This window comes from Nonomuraea sp. 10N515B, from assembly GCF_052245915.1.
GTDB lineage: Bacteria > Actinomycetota > Actinomycetes > Streptosporangiales > Streptosporangiaceae > Nonomuraea.
Genome location: NZ_JBQQBQ010000029.1, coordinates 21,382 through 37,363, shown reverse-complemented (window position 1 = coordinate 37,363; position 15,982 = coordinate 21,382). Strand labels below are relative to the sequence as shown.

Below are 15,982 nucleotides of genomic sequence, written 5' to 3'. Positions count from 1 at the left end.
ATGGATGCGCTCTTGCTGGTCGGACTGTTCGTCATCCTCTTCGCCGTGGTCACCGTGCTCAAGGCCGTGCGGATCGTCCCACAGGCCCGGGCGGCCAACGTCGAGCGCCTCGGCCGTTACCATCGCACGCTCAAGCCCGGCCTGAACTTCGTGATCCCGTACATCGACCGCGTCTATCCCAAGCTCGATCTACGTGAGCAGGTCGTGTCCTTCCGTCCGCAGCCGGTCATCACCGAGGACAACCTGGTCGTCGAGATCGACACGGTCCTCTACTTCCAGATCACCGACCCGCGGGCGGCGGCGTACGAGATCGCCAACTACATTCAGGGTGTCGAGCAGTTGACGGTCACCACGCTGCGTAACGTCGTCGGCTCCATGGACCTGGAGAAGACCCTGACCTCGCGCGACACCATCAACAGCCAGCTTCGCGGCGTCCTCGACGAGGCCACGGGCAAGTGGGGGCTGCGCGTCAACCGGGTCGAGATCAAGGCCATCGACCCGCCCAAGACCATCAAGGACGCGATGGAGAAGCAGATGCGGGCCGAGCGTGACAAGCGGGCCGCAATCCTCAACGCCGAAGGCCAGCGCCAGTCGCAGATCCTCACGGCGGAGGGCGACAAGCAGAGCCGCATCCTGCGGGCCGAGGGCGGCCGCACCGCGGCCATCCTGGAGGCCGAGGGCCAGTCGCGCGCCATCGACCAAGTCTTCCAGGCCGTGCACCGCAACGACCCGGACCCGAAGCTGCTGGCGTACCAATACCTGCAGATGCTGCCGCAGCTGGCGCAGGGCCCGGGCAACACGTTCTGGGTGATCCCGAGCGAGGTCACCTCGGCGCTGCAGGGTGTCTCGAAGGCGTTCACCGAGGCGCTGCCGCAGTCAGCGGCCACGCGGGAGGAGGCGCCGGAGAGCTCGGCCGCCGAGGAGGAGGCCGCCAAGGCGGCTGAGGCCGCGGCCGAGGCGGTCGCCGACGCCCAGGAGGCGGAGAGCCCGAACGGGCCGCGCCAGCTCACCCAGGGCGTCCAGGAGCCGTCCCCGTTCCCCGACGTGGAGCGTGAGACGAAGGAGGCCGAGCGCTGACGCTTTCGGCTTTATGTCAAGGACTGTGGCCCCGGCGGACGGCAGGTAAGTTGAGGAGTGAGCCGTCCGCCGGAGTCAGCAGGCGATCTCGTAGATGTGCCCCACCTGGGCCTGCTGCTGCGCCTCCCGGGCACGGCAGGCCAGTTTGACCGCGGCATCGGCGATGACGATGTCGCGGTTCACCGGCGGGATGTCATCCCCCATCGTGGTGCGCAGCCACTCTGAGATCTCGGCCCAGGAGTAGAGGCTGATGTTGTCGGCCTCGATCAGCGGCTTCGGAAAACCGCCGGGACCGCGCTGCCCCATGGCGAGCTGCCGCAGGCTGGCCTGCGTGCGCCCTCCGTGGCGGCGCGCCGCGTCCCCCAGCGTCACCCCGTCGTCCTCGCCCACGCCGGTGGCCCAGAGACCCGGGACCGTCCTGATCTGGATGAGAACGGATTCGATCGCGTCCAGCAAGGTCTCGGCCTCGCGGTCGCACATGAGGTTGGCACCCGCTATCGAGCAGTCATCGAGACCGGCCTCGAAGAGCGCATCCGCCTCTTCATCGGTGGGCGCCCGGTTCAGAGTGATGTCGAAGTCCCAGGTGATCATGACTCTTCCTCGCTCTTGGCGCACTTGGCGTGCTTGTCGATCCATTTGAGAATGCTTCTCGCGTGGTTGCCTGGGTTGCGCGGCGTGCACCAGATTGTGTACGGATCGCGTCCACAGACGCAGTCGGCCCATCCCCAGCGGTGACCGTTGTGGCTTTCCACCACGGTCAACCACTCGACCTTGCGGATCACTCTGAGGGCCGCGTTGATCTCGTTGTGTTGATGTCGACCTCGACTCACCATGTAGCAAGCTTGCAACAGTGTTGCATAGTTAGAACGGCAATTCCAACCCTGGAACCCCCACTAACTGACAACGGTGCCCGCCGCACACGCTCGTGCGGCGGGCACCGTTCTTTCGCCTGGTCAGTGCGACAGCGGCGCCTCCGTGGTGTCCACCAGCACACATTCCGCGATCGGCCCCTCGGCCACCCTGGCCCAGATGCCGGCGATCACCCCGCCGTTGTTCTCCGACGAGCTGAACTCCAGAACCCCCGTCTGGCCCGGGCCGATCACGCGCGGGTCGATGGTGAAGCCGCCGAAGTGCCCCTCTGGTGCGGGCCAGACGGACAGTTCCGCCTCCTCTTTGCTCAAGAACCGAGCCGCGCGAGGCTGTGGGCTGCATTTCTTGCCCATGGGGATGTAGTCCACGACGACGTTCGCCCCCATCGCCTGCAGCTCCGCCTGGAGGCCCTTCGGGTCCTTGGCCTCGTTGATGGTGATGTCGATCAGCCCGTCGGCTCCCTTGGTCACCGCGTACGCGGGCGTGCCGCCGGCGAGCAGCGGTACGGCCACCGCGGCGGCGGCCAGCCCCAGGGCAGGCGCCAGGACGGCGAGGCGCGGGAGGCGGCGCTTCCTCGGCGCCTTGTCGATCTCGGTCATCACGAACTCCTTGAGCAGTCGGCGACGCCCCTCGGGAAGATCGCGTTCTGTCGGCCAGCTCATGGGATCTCCTCCTTCTCAGGGCCACGGTCACCTACTACCTGTCGCCGTGCCGGAGGAGGTTCCCCTGCATCGGCGAGCTTCTTGCGAGCCCGTGAGAGCCGGGACCTGACCGTGCCCACGGGAATGCCGAGCGCCTCGGCCGCCTGTGCGTAGTCGAGCCCCGCCCACACGCACAGTGCGAACACGTCCTGCTCGGCGCGGCGCAGCTTGCCGTACGCCTGCCACACCGCCGCCAGCCGTTCGGCGTCGTCGATGCGGCCCACGACCTCCTCGGCGAAGTCCTGCACTACCTCGCCCCTGGGCAGCCGGGCCAGCGCGTCGTCGTGCCGCCGGGCGGCCCGGCGCACGTTGCGGGCCACGTTGGTGGCGATGCCGAGCAGCCAGGGCCGCAGCGAGCCGCCCTCGGCGTCGATCTTTCCTCGCAGCCGCCACGCCTCCAGGAACGTCAACGCCGTCACGTCCTCGGCTGTGGACCAGTTGCCGGTCAGGCGAAAGGCGTGGTTGTAGACGGCTTTGGAGCACTGGTCGAAGAGCTCACCGAACGCGGCTTTATCCCCGTCCCGTATCCGGGCCCGCAATGACATGTCCACACATATCTACTGTCCGGCTGATTCAACGGGTTCCCGGCAACTGCTGCATTCCCAGCCGGCGCCCGAGATCGTCCCGCCAGGCGGCGATCCACACCCGCAGCTCCGCCACTTCCTCCTCGGACACGCCGTAGGCGGCGAGATCCTCGGTGACGAGGTCGGCCGCACGCGGCAACCGGATGGCGGCCAGGAGATCCAGCACCTCGCCGGGGTCGCGATCCTTCATGCGCGCGAGCCCGAGCGCCTCCAGCTCCTCGAAGGTGTAGGAGCCGGCGACCCCGTGCACGTCGAAGTAGTCACGCGACTCGAAGCGCGACAGGAGAGCGATCATTTTCTGCCCGATCGCGTCCTCATGGGAGACCGTGCGTACCCGGCTCCCGGGACGGATCTCGACCTCGACCGGCGCCCCCGCGAGGTCAAGGGTGTGGGCGGGCCGCTGGATGACGTCCACCTCGAGCATCTGGCCGGCGGGAAACCAAGGGGCCGTGACGCGGAGACGCGAGACGAGCAGGCCCGCGATGACCTCGGCCGAATAGCCATGCGCGCGATACTCGTCGGCCAGCAGCGCGGCCACCCGCAGGCACGGCTCGCCATCCGCGTAGGCGAAGTCGAGATCGGCCGAGGGCCGGTCGACGATGCCGTGCGCCTGCATGCTGTAGCCGCCGACCAGGAGCAGCCCGTGACGGTTGAGAAAGGGCACCACGTCTTCGATGGCTCGGGCGTGCCAACCGGGAATCCGCACCTCAGGAGGCCATCAGCCGTGGAATACGGCGGATCTCCTCTGGAGCGGAGATCGCGGCCAGCTCGGGGAAGGTCAGCTCCCACACCGATCGGTAGACGGGATCCAACCGCCACCAGAGATCGAACCAATGGCCGAGCAGGAGAGCGTGGTTGAGCAGCTCCACCATGTCCTCACGCCGCCCGGCCTGGATGATCCGGGCATAGGCCTCAAGGCGCTGCCGGTAGACGGCGAGGTCGTATTCGCGCCGTCCCGACCAGGCGATGTGGCCGGGCAGCGTGAGCACGCCGTGGACGGGGCCGTGGAGGTCGCACAGGGAGGATGGGAGGACACTCTCAGCGTATTCCCGTGACCCATGTGGCAGATCCTCGAAGGTGGTCATCGCCCGGCCCCTTCCCGAGACATCTCTTCCCCCAGCGTATCCCGGTCAGCCCTGCCCGGCATCGAAGTACGCGGCCAGCTCCGGATCCAGAGCCGGCACGTCGTACGGCATGCCCCCATCCCGCAACGACATCGTGGCCATATAGCCCGCCGCCACGCTCATCCTCGCCGCCACCGGAGAGGTGTCCGTCAGTCCCCCGTCCCGGACGAACCTGCAGAACTCCGTCACGATCTCCGCGTCCGCGCCCCCGTGCGAGCCCGTAGCCGGAGGAACCTTGTACGCGATGTCGCAATCGTCCCGGTGTCCCGTAGGCCCTCTGTTCCATACCTTGACCGTGTCCCCCGGCCCGTCGCCGAAGTTCTCCAGCCGCCCCTCCGTGCCGATGACCGTGTAGTTGCGCACGTAGTCGGGCGAGAAGTGGCACTGCTGGTAGGCGGCGATGACGCCATTGTCCAGGCGCATGTTCATCACCGACACGTCCTCGACGTCCACGACGTGGTGCAGGTCGCGGCGCGCGGTCGGCGGCCAGTCGTACTCCTGGAGCCAGCCGTCGGGGCGCGGGGTGCCGGGTGCGCGGCGCGGCAGGTCGCCGTAGAGCATGAGGTCACCCAGCGCGTTCACCCGGGTGGTGTAGCCGCCCGCGAGCCAGTGGATCACGTCGAGGTCGTGTGCCGCCTTCTGCAGCAGCAGGCCCGTGGTGCGGGCGCGGTCCGCGTGCCAATCCTTGAAGTAGTAGTCCCCGCCGTACGAGACGAAGTGGCGCACCCAGACGGTCTTCGGCTCGCCGATGACGCCCTTGAGGATGATGTCGCGCATGAGCCGGACCACGCCCATATGACGCATGTTGTGCCCCACATACAGGCGCGTGCCGGTCTCGCGGGCGGCGCGCAGGATGTTGTCGCAGCCCTCCACCGTGATCGCCATCGGCTTCTCCAGGTAGACGGCTTTGCCGGCCTGGAGGCAGTCGATGGCGATGCGCTCGTGGGTGTCGTCGGGAGTGTTGACGATGACCGCGTCGAGGTCGCGGCGGTCGAGCAGCTCCCGATAGTCCCCGGTCAGGAACTCGGCCTCGAACCTCCCCGCCTGCCTCTTGAGCACCGCCGGGTCGTAGTCGCACAAGGCGGTCACGATCGAGCCCTTGCCCGGCCGGTGCGCGGCCAGGGCGAGGTTCGCCCGCAGGCCGAGGCCGATGACTCCCATACGCAGGTCTTCCACGATGGTCCCTTCCGAATCAGCCCCGGCGCGGTCCAGGAGCCCAGTCCGTACGCGTCGACGTGGAGGCTAGTACGTATTTATGCAAATAACTAGAGAAGACAGAGCAGCTTTGAGCAGGGACGTCCAGAATTGCTGCGGCGTGAAGGAGAGCTGTGGGGGCACTTAAGAATCCCGCGATGGACATGCTCGGAGTTGAGAGGGCACAGTGCGTTAGGTTCGACCTAGGGGGAATGGGAGCCATGAAAGCACTGGTCAAGGAGAAGGCCGAGCCTGGCCTGTGGCTTGTCGACGTGCCCGAGCCGGAGGTGGGACCGGGTGAGGTGAAGATCCGGGTCCTGCGGACCGGGATCTGCGGCACTGACCTGCATATCCGGAAATTTGATGACTGGGCGCGGCACACCCTGAAGCTCCCGCTCATCGTCGGCCACGAGTTCTCCGGCCACGTGGTCGAGGTGGCACCGGGCGTCGAGGACGTCGCGGTCGGCGATCTCGTCAGCGGCGAAGGGCACCTGGTCTGCGGCAAGTGCCGTAACTGCATGGCGGGGCGCCGGCACCTGTGCCGCAACACGGTCGGCCTCGGCGTCAACAGGGACGGCGCCTTCGCCGAGTACGTCACGCTGCCCGCCTCCAACGTCTGGGTGCACCGGGTCCCCGTCCACCCCGACGTGGCGGCCATCTTCGACCCGTTCGGCAACGCCGTCCACACCGCGCTGTCCTTCCCCCTGGTCGGCGAGGACGTGCTGATCACTGGCGCTGGGCCGATCGGGCTTATGGCGGCGGCCGTGGCCACGCACGTCGGCGCGCGCAACGTGATGATCACCGACGTCCACGACGAGCGCCTGGACCTGGCGGGCAAGCTCGGCGTCTCCCTTGCGCTGAACGTCACCAGGTCCTCCATCGAGGAGGGCATGAAGCAGCTGCACATGCGCGAGGGCTTCGACGTGGGGCTGGAGATGTCCGGCCATCCCGCGGCGGTACGCGACATGATCGCGCACATGACGCACGGCGGGAAGATCGCGATGCTCGGGCTGCCGGCCGAGGAGTTCGCCGTCGACTGGGCCACCATCGTGACGTCGATGATCACGATCAAGGGTGTGTACGGCCGGGAGATGTTCGAGACCTGGTACAACATGTCGGTCCTGATAGAGAAGGGCCTCGACCTCACCCCGGTGATCACCGACCGGTTCTCGTACGAAGACTTCGACGCCGCCTTCGACACAGCCGCCAGTGGCCGTACGGGCAAGGTCATCTTGGACTGGAGCGGAGGAGCTCGGCCGGAGAGAGCGAGGAACGAGCCAACGGAGGCCGAAGCGGCCGCGACCATAAGCAGGAGTCGTTGATGTTCACTCATGTGCGCGAGCAGTTGCGTACAACGCTCGACGAGATCACCGAAGCCGGGCTGCTGAAGCCCGAACGTGTGCTCACCACCCCGCAGAGCGCCCAGGTCAGCGTGGCCGGGCGCGAGGTGCTGAACTTCTGCGCCAACAACTACCTGGGCCTGGCCGACAACCCTGAGGTGATCGAGGCGGCCAAGGAGGCGCTGGATCGGTGGGGGTTCGGCATGGCCTCCGTGCGGTTCATCTGCGGCACCCAGGAGGTGCACAAGGAGCTCGAAACGCGCCTGTCGGACTTCCTCGGCATGGAAGACACGGTTCTCTACAGTTCATGTTTCGACGCGAACGGCGGCGTGTTCGAGACCCTGCTGGACGCCCAGGACGCGGTGATCTCGGACGCGCTCAACCACGCCAGCATCATCGACGGCATCAGGCTCTCCAAGGCCCAGCGATTCCGGTACGCCAACCGCGACATGGCCGAGCTCGAGGCCAGGCTGAAGGAGGCGGCGGAGGCGCGGCGGCGGTTGATCGTGACCGACGGTGTGTTCTCCATGGACGGATATGTCGCGCCGTTGCAGGAAATCTGCGACCTGGCCGACCGGTACGACGCCATGGTCATGGTCGACGACTCCCACGCCGTCGGCTTCGTCGGCCCGACCGGCCGCGGCACGCCGGAGCTCCACGGCGTCACCGACCGGATCGACATCATCACCGGCACGCTCGGCAAGGCACTGGGCGGGGCCAGCGGCGGCTACGTGTCGGCCCGCAAGGAGATCTGCGAGCTGCTGCGCCAGCGCTCCCGGCCGTACCTGTTCTCCAACTCGCTCGCGCCCGTCATCGCCTCCGCGTCGCTCCGCATCCTCGACCTGCTGGAGACCTCGAACGACGCCCGCGAGCGGCTACGCGCCAACACCGCGCGCTTCCGCAGCGAGATGACCAAGGCTGGGTTCGACATCCTGCCCGGTGACCACCCGATCGTGCCTGTGATGATCGGGGACGCCGCCAAGGCCGCCGCCATGGCCGACCGCCTGCTCGATCTGGGGATCTACGTGATCGGCTTCTCGTACCCGGTGGTGCCGCACGGCCAGGCCAGGATCCGCGTCCAGCTGTCGGCCGCTCACTCCGAGGCGGACGTCGAGCGCGCCATCCAGGCGTTCATCCAGGCCCGCGGCTGATCACCTGATCCCGCTTCGCTTCCCGGCATGGGGAGCACTCACCGTTCGCCTGTGTGCGCGATCAGGGCTTGCAGGTGAGTATTCTCCGCTGCGTGATAGATACGCGGCGGCTCCGCACGCTGCGGGCGGTGGCCGACCACGGCACGGTCACCGCCGCGGCGGCCGCCCTGCACCTCACCCCCTCCGCCGTATCCCAGCAACTCGTCGCGCTGGAGCACGAGGTGGGGCACCGCCTGTTCACGCGGGACGGGCGCGGTGTGCACCTCACCGCCGTGGGCAAGATCATGCTCGCCCACGCCAACGAGGTCCTCGCGCAGCTCGAACGCGCCGAGGCGGAGGTGGCCGCGTACTCGGCGGGCGAAGTCGGCGAGGTCACCGTGGCCTGCTTCGCCACCGCGATCAGCGCCGTGCTCTCCCCCGCCATCACCGTGCTACGCGACACCGCCCCCGGCATCCAGGTACGCGTGCTCGACGCCGAAGGCGACCAGAGCCTGTCCATGCTGCTGGACTCCGAGGCCGACCTGGCGATCGCGGTCGAGTACCGCGGCGCGCCCGACGCCTCCGACCGCCGTCTGTCCCGCCTTCCGCTGTACGCCGAGCCGTTCGACCTGGTGCTCCCACGCGACCATCCCCTGGCCGGGTCGGCAACGCTGGTGTCCTTGGCCACCGAGACCTGGATCGGGCCCTATCCGGGCAATCCGGTGCACGACGTGATCACGTTCGCGTGCCAGCAGGCGGGTTTCACGCCGAACGTCACGCACTGCTCCGACGACTTCCGCGCCGTGGTCGCCCTGGTCGGCGCGGGCGCGGGGGTGGCGCTGGTGCCGCGGCTGGCCCTGCGCGACATGGCGCTGCCCGGTGTCGTGGTGCGTCAGACGCCGGGGCCGGAGCGCCGGGTCTTCGCCGCCGTACGCAGGGGAGCGGACTTCCATCCCGTCGTACGGCCCCTGTTGTCCGCCCTCCGCGCGGTGGCGGCGTCACTCGGATCGGGATGAAACACCCCGCCTTATCCGGACATCTCCTCAGGTGTGTTCGCCCACTGGAAGGACCGTCGCATGGGGCCACCTGAGCCCGAACAGCGCTTCGAGGAGATCTATATAGCGCATTATCCCGCCATAGCCACGTATGTCCGGCGGCGCGCCGGCTCGCCCGACGACATCGCGGACGTGATCGCGGAGACGTTCACCACCGCCTGGCGCCGCCTGAACGATGTCCCTGCGGGCGACGGCGCCCGGCTCTGGCTGTACGGCGTGGCCAGGCGCGTGCTCGCCAACCACTTCCGCACCGAGGAACGCCGGGCCGCCCTGGCGCTGCGGCTGCGCGAGGAGATCACCACCTGGACGGCATCGGCCGCCGGCAACGACGTGGCCTATCAGGCGTTCAGACAACTCTCCGACGACGACAGGGAACTGCTCGCCCTGGTGGCCTGGGAAGGGCTCACCGGGCCCGAGATCGCGAAGGTGCTCGGCTGCTCGCGCGGCGCCGCCAGGCTCCGGCTGCACCGCGCCCGCAAGCGGCTGGCCAAGGAGCTCGCCGACCTCGACATCGACCTGACCACCTACGGCTCGCGAGCCGTTTCCCTCGCGGAGGGCCGCTCATGAACCAGGAGCTCGACCACATCGTCGCCCGATTCGCCGCCGAACCGGTCTCGGACGTCAGCGAAGGCGCTCGCGAACTGCTGCGCGAGATCGTCGAGAACGAGCCCGCACCCGCCCCGCGGCGGGCACCGCGCCGGCTACGGCTCCGGCTGGCCATCCCTGCGGTGGCCCTGCTGAGCGCCGCCATCATGGCGGTGACCTGGGTGATGCCGGACACCACCGCCACGGCGGCGCTCGACATCAGGAAGGAAGGCGGCTCCTACGTCATCGAGATCAAGGACCTCTACGCCAACCCGGAGCTCTATGAGACCCAGCTACGCACGGCCGGCCTGGACATCACGCTCAGGGTGATCCCCGCCACGGCGGCCTTCGAGGGCCAGGTCTTCCCCACCTCTCCCGACAATCGATACCTGACGGAGATCACGGGGATCTACCCGCCGGGGCCGTGTGACAAGCTGGATGGCTGCGCCATCGGGGTCAAGATCCCCGTCGGCTTCAAGGGCACGGCCAACATCGACGTCGGCAGAAAGGCGCGGCCGGGCGAGCACTTTCAGAGCACCACCTCGTGGGAGGCCAAGGGCGAGCCCATGCACTGCGTCCCTTACTACAACAAGACCGTCGCCGAGGTGCGGGCGATGCTGAAGGAGCGCGGCATCACCATCGAGAAGTTCATCGTCGCCGACCCCAACCGCAAGGACGCCCTGGATTACGAGGAGGCGGATTCCGTCCCGGACACCCTGCTGGTGCACGGCGGCTTCCTTACCGAGCCGGGTCGAACCAGGGTAAACGTGCACTCGTCTCCGATGCCGCAGAGGTTCATCGACAAGCGTAACAAGGTCAACGGCTGCCCCTCGTCCTGATCATGGGGCTAGCCTCGTCCGCATGACCGTCCCGTACCGAAAGCTGCTCGGCCTGCCCGGCGTGCCCGCGCAGGCCGTGCTCGGCTTCCTCGCCCAGCTCACGCAGCAGGTCGCGCCGGTGGGGATGGTGCTGGTCGTTGAATCGGCGACCGGGTCTCTGGCGGTCGCGGGGCTCTGCGCCGCCGCCTTCTCCGTGGGCGCAGGCGTGGCCAGGCCCTTCCAGGGCCGTCTCATCGACCGGCGCGGGTCGCGGCGGGTGCTGGCGGGAGCGGCGTTCATGCACGTCGCCGGGCTCGTCACACTCGTCGCCGGTGCGGTGGCTGAGTGGCCCGTGTGGACGTTCGCCGGACTGGCCCTGGTCGCGGGGGCCGGGTTGCCGCCGATTTCGGTGACCATGCGGTTCGAGTGGGGCCGTCGTGTCGCGGACGAAGGGCGCACCGTCGCCTACAGCCTCGTGTTCCTGGTGCAGGAGCTGGCCATGCTCGTCGGGCCGCTGCTGTTCGGGCTGATGATCGCGGTGGCGTCCTCCTCGCTGGCGCTCGGCGTGGTCACGGTAGCCGCCGGGGCCGCGACGCTGGCCTTCTCACGAGCCCTTCGCGCAGGTCAGGCCGCTGGGGCGCGGGAGCGGGGACGGGTGTTCGCCGACCGGCGGATGCCGGTGCTGCTGGCCGTGGCACTGATGCACGGCGGGGTCTTGGGGGCGCTGCAGGTCGGAGTGCCCGCGCTGGCCGCCGCCCGGGACGTTCCGGCCGCGGCTGGGGTGCTGGTGGCGGCGCTCTCCTTAGGCGGGATCGCGGGGGCGGTCGCCTATGGTGCTCGTTCCTGGACGTCGGCGGTCGAGGTGCGACTGGTTGCGCTGATGCTGGGGCTCGGGGTCGTACTGGCTCCGCTGATGCTGATTGGTGCCCTGCCGGTGTTCTGGGTGGTGCTGTGTGTGAGCGGGATGATGTTCAGCCCGGCGCTGACGACGTCGTCGCTGCTGGTGGACGAGTTCGCGCCAGGGGCGCAGGGGGAGGCGTTCGGATGGGTGTCCACCGCCTTGGGGATGGGGGGTGCGATCGGATCGGGGGTGGCCGGGGTGGTCGGGGAACGGTTCGGCGCCTCGGCGCCGTTCCTGGTGGCCTCGGCATCCGCATTGCTCGGCGCAGGGTTCGCCACAGTGCTGCTCAGGCGCGGGCGCGGTTGAGTGCGTCGGTGAATCGGGCGTACCTGTCCAGTTCCTCCTCCACGGGGTCCAGCACGTGCTCCTTGCCGACCTGGCCGATGGCCGCACGCAGCGCCCTGGCCGTACGCCGAGCGCGGCGCCTGCCACCCGCCCAGGCGGCCAGCCGCGACAACATCGCGATCACCACACCTGTCAGCGCCCCGCCCACCAGCAGGACCGTCGGCCACGGCACATCGCCGACCGTGGGGAGCGGCGGCTGGGGCAGGCGTAGGTAGTCCATCCCGAACAACACGCCCAGCCACAGAGCACCGGCCGCCATACCGGCGAACACCAGCCACTGCAGCACGTTCACCGCCCGCCACCACCGTGGGCGTCGGGTGGCGTCGATGGATGCCATGGCCACCGCCCGATCCACCGCGTCCGCCAGGTCCTCGGAACGGGACCGCGCCGCCTGCCGCACCGCCGCGGCCCACGGCCCCCGCAGCCCCTCCACCGCCGATTCGCCGACGTCCCTGATCGCCGTCTCGACCTGCGCCCTCTGCACGGCGGACGCAGCCGGCACGGAGGTACGCCCGACGACCTCCCCTGCCTGCCTCCCCGCCAGCTCCTTCGACGCCCGGCCGACCGGCCCGCGCGACGGGGCGATGCTGCCGATGCGCAGCCTGCGAAGCGGATCCGGCCGGAAGCGCCGGGCCCATCGGGTCACCGGCCACCCGGTGGCGACGATGGCCCGATGCCGGTGGCCCTTGGCCACGGCCTCCACGACCAGCGGCACCCCGGCTGCCTGGGAGAGCGCGGCCGTGAGCGCCCGCCCCCATCCTGCCGTCCGCTTGGCGCGCCCGTTCTTCGCACGGCCGCCCTCCGAGCGAGCCCCCGTATCGGCACGAGACGCCGCGCCCTCACCGGCCTTGCCGAATACCCCGCCTCCGCCGACAGCACCGGACACCACGGCTTCTGCCGCATCTGCGCCCGATGCGGCAGACCCGGTCGTGAGGTGATCGGCGGCGGTCGTGATGTCCGCGGCCAGGCGGGCGGACCAGGCTCTGCGGTGGGCGACCCGGTCTGCGAGGAGGGAGCGGAGCTCGGCCAGGCCGGTGCCGGTACGGGCCGAGACGGCGAGCACCGGCACACCTTCCAACCCGTCGTCGTCCAGCAGTCGGCGCAGGTCGCGTACGCAGCGGTCGACGGCCTGCGGGGGCAGGCGATCGACCTGGTTGAGCACCACCACCGTCACGTCCCGGTGACCGGCCAGCGGGCGCAGGTAGCGCTCGTGGAGTGCGGCGTCGGCGTACTTCTGCGGATCCACCACCCACACCAGCAGATCGACCATCTCGACGAGGCGGTCCACTTCCAGGCGGTGGGAGAGGCGGATGGAGTCGTGGTCCGGAAGATCCAGGAGGACGAGGCCGGACATGTCGGGCGTGGTGGCGGAGGCGGCGGCGTGGCGTTGCGGGATCTCGAGCCAGTCCAGCAGCGGGCCGGAGCCTTGCCCGTCCCAGAGCGCCGCCTGGGCCGTTGAGGTCGTGGGCCGGGTGACGCCGACGGTCGACAGGTCCTCGCCGGCCAGGGCGTTGTAAAGTGACGACTTCCCGCTGCCGGTCGCGCCGGCCAGGGCGGCCACGGTGTGGTCGAGAGACAGGCTGCGACGTACGCCGGCTCGTTCCGCGACCGTCCGCGCGCTCGACACCGCCTGCTCGGCCAGCCGCCCCTCGCCCAGCGAGGCCGCCTCCAGCAGGGCGGCCAGCCTGGAGTCGAGTGACGGGCCTTCCTTACGGCGCAGCAGCTTCACCGCCCCTCCTCCTGCGTCACGCCACCCTCGGCTGTTGCGGCCGTCGGGAGGTCGGCGCGGTGGGCGCGTACCGATCGCAAGGCCGCGAGCAGCGCGTCCGCCGTGTCTCGCGGCGGCTCGACGTCCTCCAGGAGAACGTTGAACCGGGCGGCCTCCGCATCGAGCAGCCCGCGCACCCGCTCACGTAGATCTTCCCGCGCCCGAGCCGTCAGCGTCCGCACCGCCTGGTCCCCGAACACCGCCTCCAGCAGCTTCTGCGACAACACACTCGTCCCGCCCGCGATCCCCACCTCGATCCCGGTCAGCCCACCCGTGGACGCGAACACGGCCAGCATGAGCAGCAGCCCCGCCCCGTTCACCCCGAACGACGCCACCCGCGCCGTGGTCCGTTTCTCGGCGCCTTCGGCCCGCACCAGGTCCAGGACGTACTCCTGCCACCCCCGCACCACCGCCTCGGCCTGCTTGCCGAGGCCGGGTGAGGCGCGGCCGAGCCGGGCGGACTCGATGGCGCCGAGCCGTTCGAGCAGGCCGGGACCGCCGGGGGCGGCCGACCAGCCCTCCAGCGCGCGCTCGGCGGCCCCGTCGGCGGCGCCCCGGAGCAAGGTCTCGACACCGCTCTCCAGGGCATCCCTGAGCTGCACCTCCGGCACCCGCCCCGTGAAGAAGCCGACGATACGGTCGCGGAGCCAGCCCACGCGGCTCTCCAGGGAGCGCATGAGGTCGCCGGTGCCGATGAAGTCCTGCCAGCGGGCCAGGACCTCCCCCCGCAAGAGCGACCCGTCCCGCATGCCTTCGTCGAAGTCGGCCATCCCGCCGGCGTACGCGCCCGACACGATGGAACGCAGCCCGTCGAAGGCGGCCTGCTGGCGCGAGACGGCCGCAGCCAGCGCGGGCACCCGGGTGTCGAGGCTGTCGAGCGCTCCCGACAGCGTCTGACGTACGACGCGGGCTCGTGCCGCGGCGTCGGCAGCCAGCCCGGTCAGCCACGAGGCGATGGGCTGGACCGACGCGACCGGCAGCCGCGCCTTCTCGGAGGGCAGAGCCGCTTCGGGGACAGTGAACAGGCGGGTGCCGTCGAGGCCGTTCTCGGTGAGGAGGCGAGAGAGGTCGCGGGCGACCGGCTCGACGGCGTCCGGCGGCACCCGATCGAGGACGACCGCCAGTGCGGTGCTGCGCTCCCGTGCCGAACGCAGGAAGCTCCACGGCACCTCGTCGGCGTACCGGGCTGCGGTCGTGACGAACAGCCACAAATCAGCGGCGGCCAGGAGCTGGGCGGCGAGTTCCCGGTTCGAGGTCACCACCGAGTCGATGTCGGGTGCGTCGAGCAATGCCAGGCCGTCGCCCAGAGCCGTCGACGACACCACGCGTAGCGCGCCAGGTCCGGAGCCGGTGGCGCGGGACAGGCCGGGCAACACGTTCTGGCCCATGAACCAGGCGCGGTCGGCCGGGCTGGCCACGAGCGTGGGCACCAGCGTGGTGGGCCGCAGCACCCCCGGCTCGGCCACGTCGGCCCCGACCAGCGAGTTGACCAGGGTGGACTTGCCCGCTCCCGTGGACCCGCCGACGACGGCCAGGAGCGGCGCGTCCAGGGCGCGCAACCGGGGCAGCAGGTAGTCGTCGAGCTGGCCGGTCAGCTCCCGCAGCGCACGCCGGTCCGCCGCCGTCTCGCCGATCGTCAGCGGGAGCAGGTCACGATCGAGCGGCCGGCGCAGCGACTCCAACGCGCCCAGCAGGTCCATAAGCCCACGTTAGCCCTGTTCTTCGCACGATCGGGGTCGCGCCGCCCTCCCATGGCATTTCGTGGGCATTCGGGGCTAGCTCGAGGGCGGCTCCCGCAGCACGTAACCGACGCTGCGCAGGGTGTGGATGAGCCGTGGCTCAACGTCGTCGACCTTGCGTCTGAGGTAGGAGACGTACGACTCGACGACCCCTGAGGTGCCGCCGAAGTCGTAGTTCCACACGTGGTCGAGGATCTGTGCCTTCGACAGCACCCGCCCGGCGTTGACCATGAAGTAGTGCAGCAGCTTGAACTCGGTCGGCGACAGCCGGATCTGGCGCCCGGCCCGCCACACCTCGCCGGCGTCCTCGTCCAGCTCCAGGTCGGCCACCTTCAGCTTGCTGGCGGGCGTGCCCTCCGCACGGGTGCGCCGCAGCACTGCCCGGATCCGGGCCTGCACCTCCTCCAGGCTGAACGGCTTCGTCACATAGTCGTCCCCCACCCGCAGCCCGGCGATCTTGTCCTCGGTGGCGTCACGGGCGGTCAGGAACAACACGGGCGCGTCGATCCTCTTGGCCACTTCCAACCCGTCCAGGTCGGGCAGCATCACGTCGAGCACCACGAGATCGGGCGAGGCCCGCTCGGCCACCTCCACGGCCTCCTGCCCGTCGGCGGCGGTCAGGACCTCGAACCCCGAATAGCGCAGGCTGGCGGACAGCAGGTCCCTGATGCTGGGCTCGTCGTCCACCACCATGATCAGCGCTTCGCGGAGCTCGGGATTCATCACCTACTTAGCGTGACGCAGCCACCTG

General features: G+C 69.6%; 16 protein-coding genes. 7 read left to right on the top strand and 9 right to left on the bottom strand.

The genetic code is table 11. The features are described 5' to 3' along the window. Complete coding sequence (locus ACTWQA_RS34405) at window positions 1–1,077, top strand: SPFH domain-containing protein (protein WP_443163154.1); 1,077 nt, start codon at window positions 1–3, stop codon at window positions 1,075–1,077. Between the two features lie 75 nt (window positions 1,078–1,152). Here the strand turns inward: ACTWQA_RS34405 and ACTWQA_RS34400 are convergent, their stop codons facing one another. The 6 genes from ACTWQA_RS34400 to ACTWQA_RS34375 form a co-directional block, all read right to left on the bottom strand. Beyond that, a complete protein-coding gene (locus ACTWQA_RS34400) occupies window positions 1,153–1,668 on the bottom strand; it encodes a hypothetical protein (protein ID WP_443163153.1) in 516 nt (171 codons plus the stop codon). A gap of 362 nt (window positions 1,669–2,030) precedes the next feature. After that, complete coding sequence (locus tag ACTWQA_RS34395) at window positions 2,031–2,609, bottom strand: hypothetical protein (protein WP_443163152.1); 579 nt, start codon at window positions 2,607–2,609, stop codon at window positions 2,031–2,033. Further along, a complete protein-coding gene (locus ACTWQA_RS34390) occupies window positions 2,606–3,193 on the bottom strand; it encodes an RNA polymerase sigma factor (protein WP_443163151.1) in 588 nt (195 codons plus the stop codon). Before ACTWQA_RS34390 ends, ACTWQA_RS34395 begins: the two co-directional genes overlap by 4 nt. 28 nt (window positions 3,194–3,221) lie before the next feature. After that, a complete protein-coding gene (locus tag ACTWQA_RS34385; protein ID WP_443163150.1) occupies window positions 3,222–3,938 on the bottom strand; it encodes a nucleotidyl transferase AbiEii/AbiGii toxin family protein in 717 nt (238 codons plus the stop codon). Window position 3,939: 1 nt separating this feature from the next. Continuing rightward, the gene (locus tag ACTWQA_RS34380) at window positions 3,940–4,317 is read right to left on the bottom strand and encodes a hypothetical protein (protein ID WP_443163149.1); all 378 of its coding nucleotides are present in this window, start codon (window positions 4,315–4,317) and stop codon (window positions 3,940–3,942) included. 45 nt (window positions 4,318–4,362) lie between these two features. Then, a complete protein-coding gene (locus ACTWQA_RS34375) occupies window positions 4,363–5,532 on the bottom strand; it encodes a Gfo/Idh/MocA family protein (RefSeq protein ID WP_443163148.1) in 1,170 nt (389 codons plus the stop codon). Between the two features lie 239 nt (window positions 5,533–5,771). Here ACTWQA_RS34375 and tdh point away from each other — a divergent pair, with 239 nt between their 5' ends. The 6 genes from tdh to ACTWQA_RS34345 all read left to right on the top strand — a co-directional run bounded on the left by tdh (window position 5,772) and on the right by ACTWQA_RS34345 (window position 11,685). Next, the gene (tdh, locus tag ACTWQA_RS34370) at window positions 5,772–6,872 is read left to right on the top strand and encodes an L-threonine 3-dehydrogenase (RefSeq protein WP_443163147.1); all 1,101 of its coding nucleotides are present in this window, start codon (window positions 5,772–5,774) and stop codon (window positions 6,870–6,872) included. After that, window positions 6,872–8,041, top strand: coding sequence for a glycine C-acetyltransferase (locus ACTWQA_RS34365; protein ID WP_327587712.1), 1,170 nt, complete (start codon window positions 6,872–6,874; stop codon window positions 8,039–8,041). Before tdh ends, ACTWQA_RS34365 begins: the two co-directional genes overlap by 1 nt. Before the next feature lie 92 nt (window positions 8,042–8,133). After that, window positions 8,134–9,036: a LysR family transcriptional regulator gene (locus ACTWQA_RS34360; RefSeq protein ID WP_443163146.1), complete on the top strand. Its 903-nt coding sequence runs from the start codon at window positions 8,134–8,136 to the stop codon at window positions 9,034–9,036. A 60-nt stretch (window positions 9,037–9,096) separates the two neighbouring features. Beyond that, window positions 9,097–9,642, top strand: a complete 546-nt coding sequence (locus ACTWQA_RS34355; protein WP_443163145.1) for an RNA polymerase sigma factor — start codon at window positions 9,097–9,099, stop codon at window positions 9,640–9,642. Further along, complete coding sequence (locus ACTWQA_RS34350; RefSeq protein WP_443163144.1) at window positions 9,639–10,499, top strand: hypothetical protein; 861 nt, start codon at window positions 9,639–9,641, stop codon at window positions 10,497–10,499. The genes ACTWQA_RS34355 and ACTWQA_RS34350 overlap by 4 nt, the downstream gene beginning before the upstream one ends. Window positions 10,500–10,521: 22 nt before the next feature. Further along, on the top strand, window positions 10,522–11,685 hold the full coding sequence (locus tag ACTWQA_RS34345; RefSeq protein WP_443163143.1) for an MFS transporter: 1,164 nt from the start codon (window positions 10,522–10,524) through the stop codon (window positions 11,683–11,685). On the opposite strand, the gene ACTWQA_RS34340 is transcribed toward ACTWQA_RS34345, so the two are convergent. The 3 genes from ACTWQA_RS34340 to ACTWQA_RS34330 form a co-directional block, all read right to left on the bottom strand. After that, window positions 11,666–13,453 (bottom strand): YfjP family GTPase, encoded by a 1,788-nt coding sequence (locus ACTWQA_RS34340; RefSeq protein WP_443163142.1) that lies wholly within the window; start codon window positions 13,451–13,453, stop codon window positions 11,666–11,668. The two genes, ACTWQA_RS34345 and ACTWQA_RS34340, sit on opposite strands and share 20 nt — an antisense overlap. Beyond that, a complete protein-coding gene (locus ACTWQA_RS34335) occupies window positions 13,450–15,192 on the bottom strand; it encodes an ABC transporter (protein WP_443163141.1) in 1,743 nt (580 codons plus the stop codon). Before ACTWQA_RS34335 ends, ACTWQA_RS34340 begins: the two co-directional genes overlap by 4 nt. A 75-nt stretch (window positions 15,193–15,267) precedes the next feature. After that, window positions 15,268–15,954: a response regulator transcription factor gene (locus ACTWQA_RS34330; RefSeq protein ID WP_327590969.1), complete on the bottom strand. Its 687-nt coding sequence runs from the start codon at window positions 15,952–15,954 to the stop codon at window positions 15,268–15,270. Window positions 15,955–15,982 lie beyond the last annotated feature (28 nt).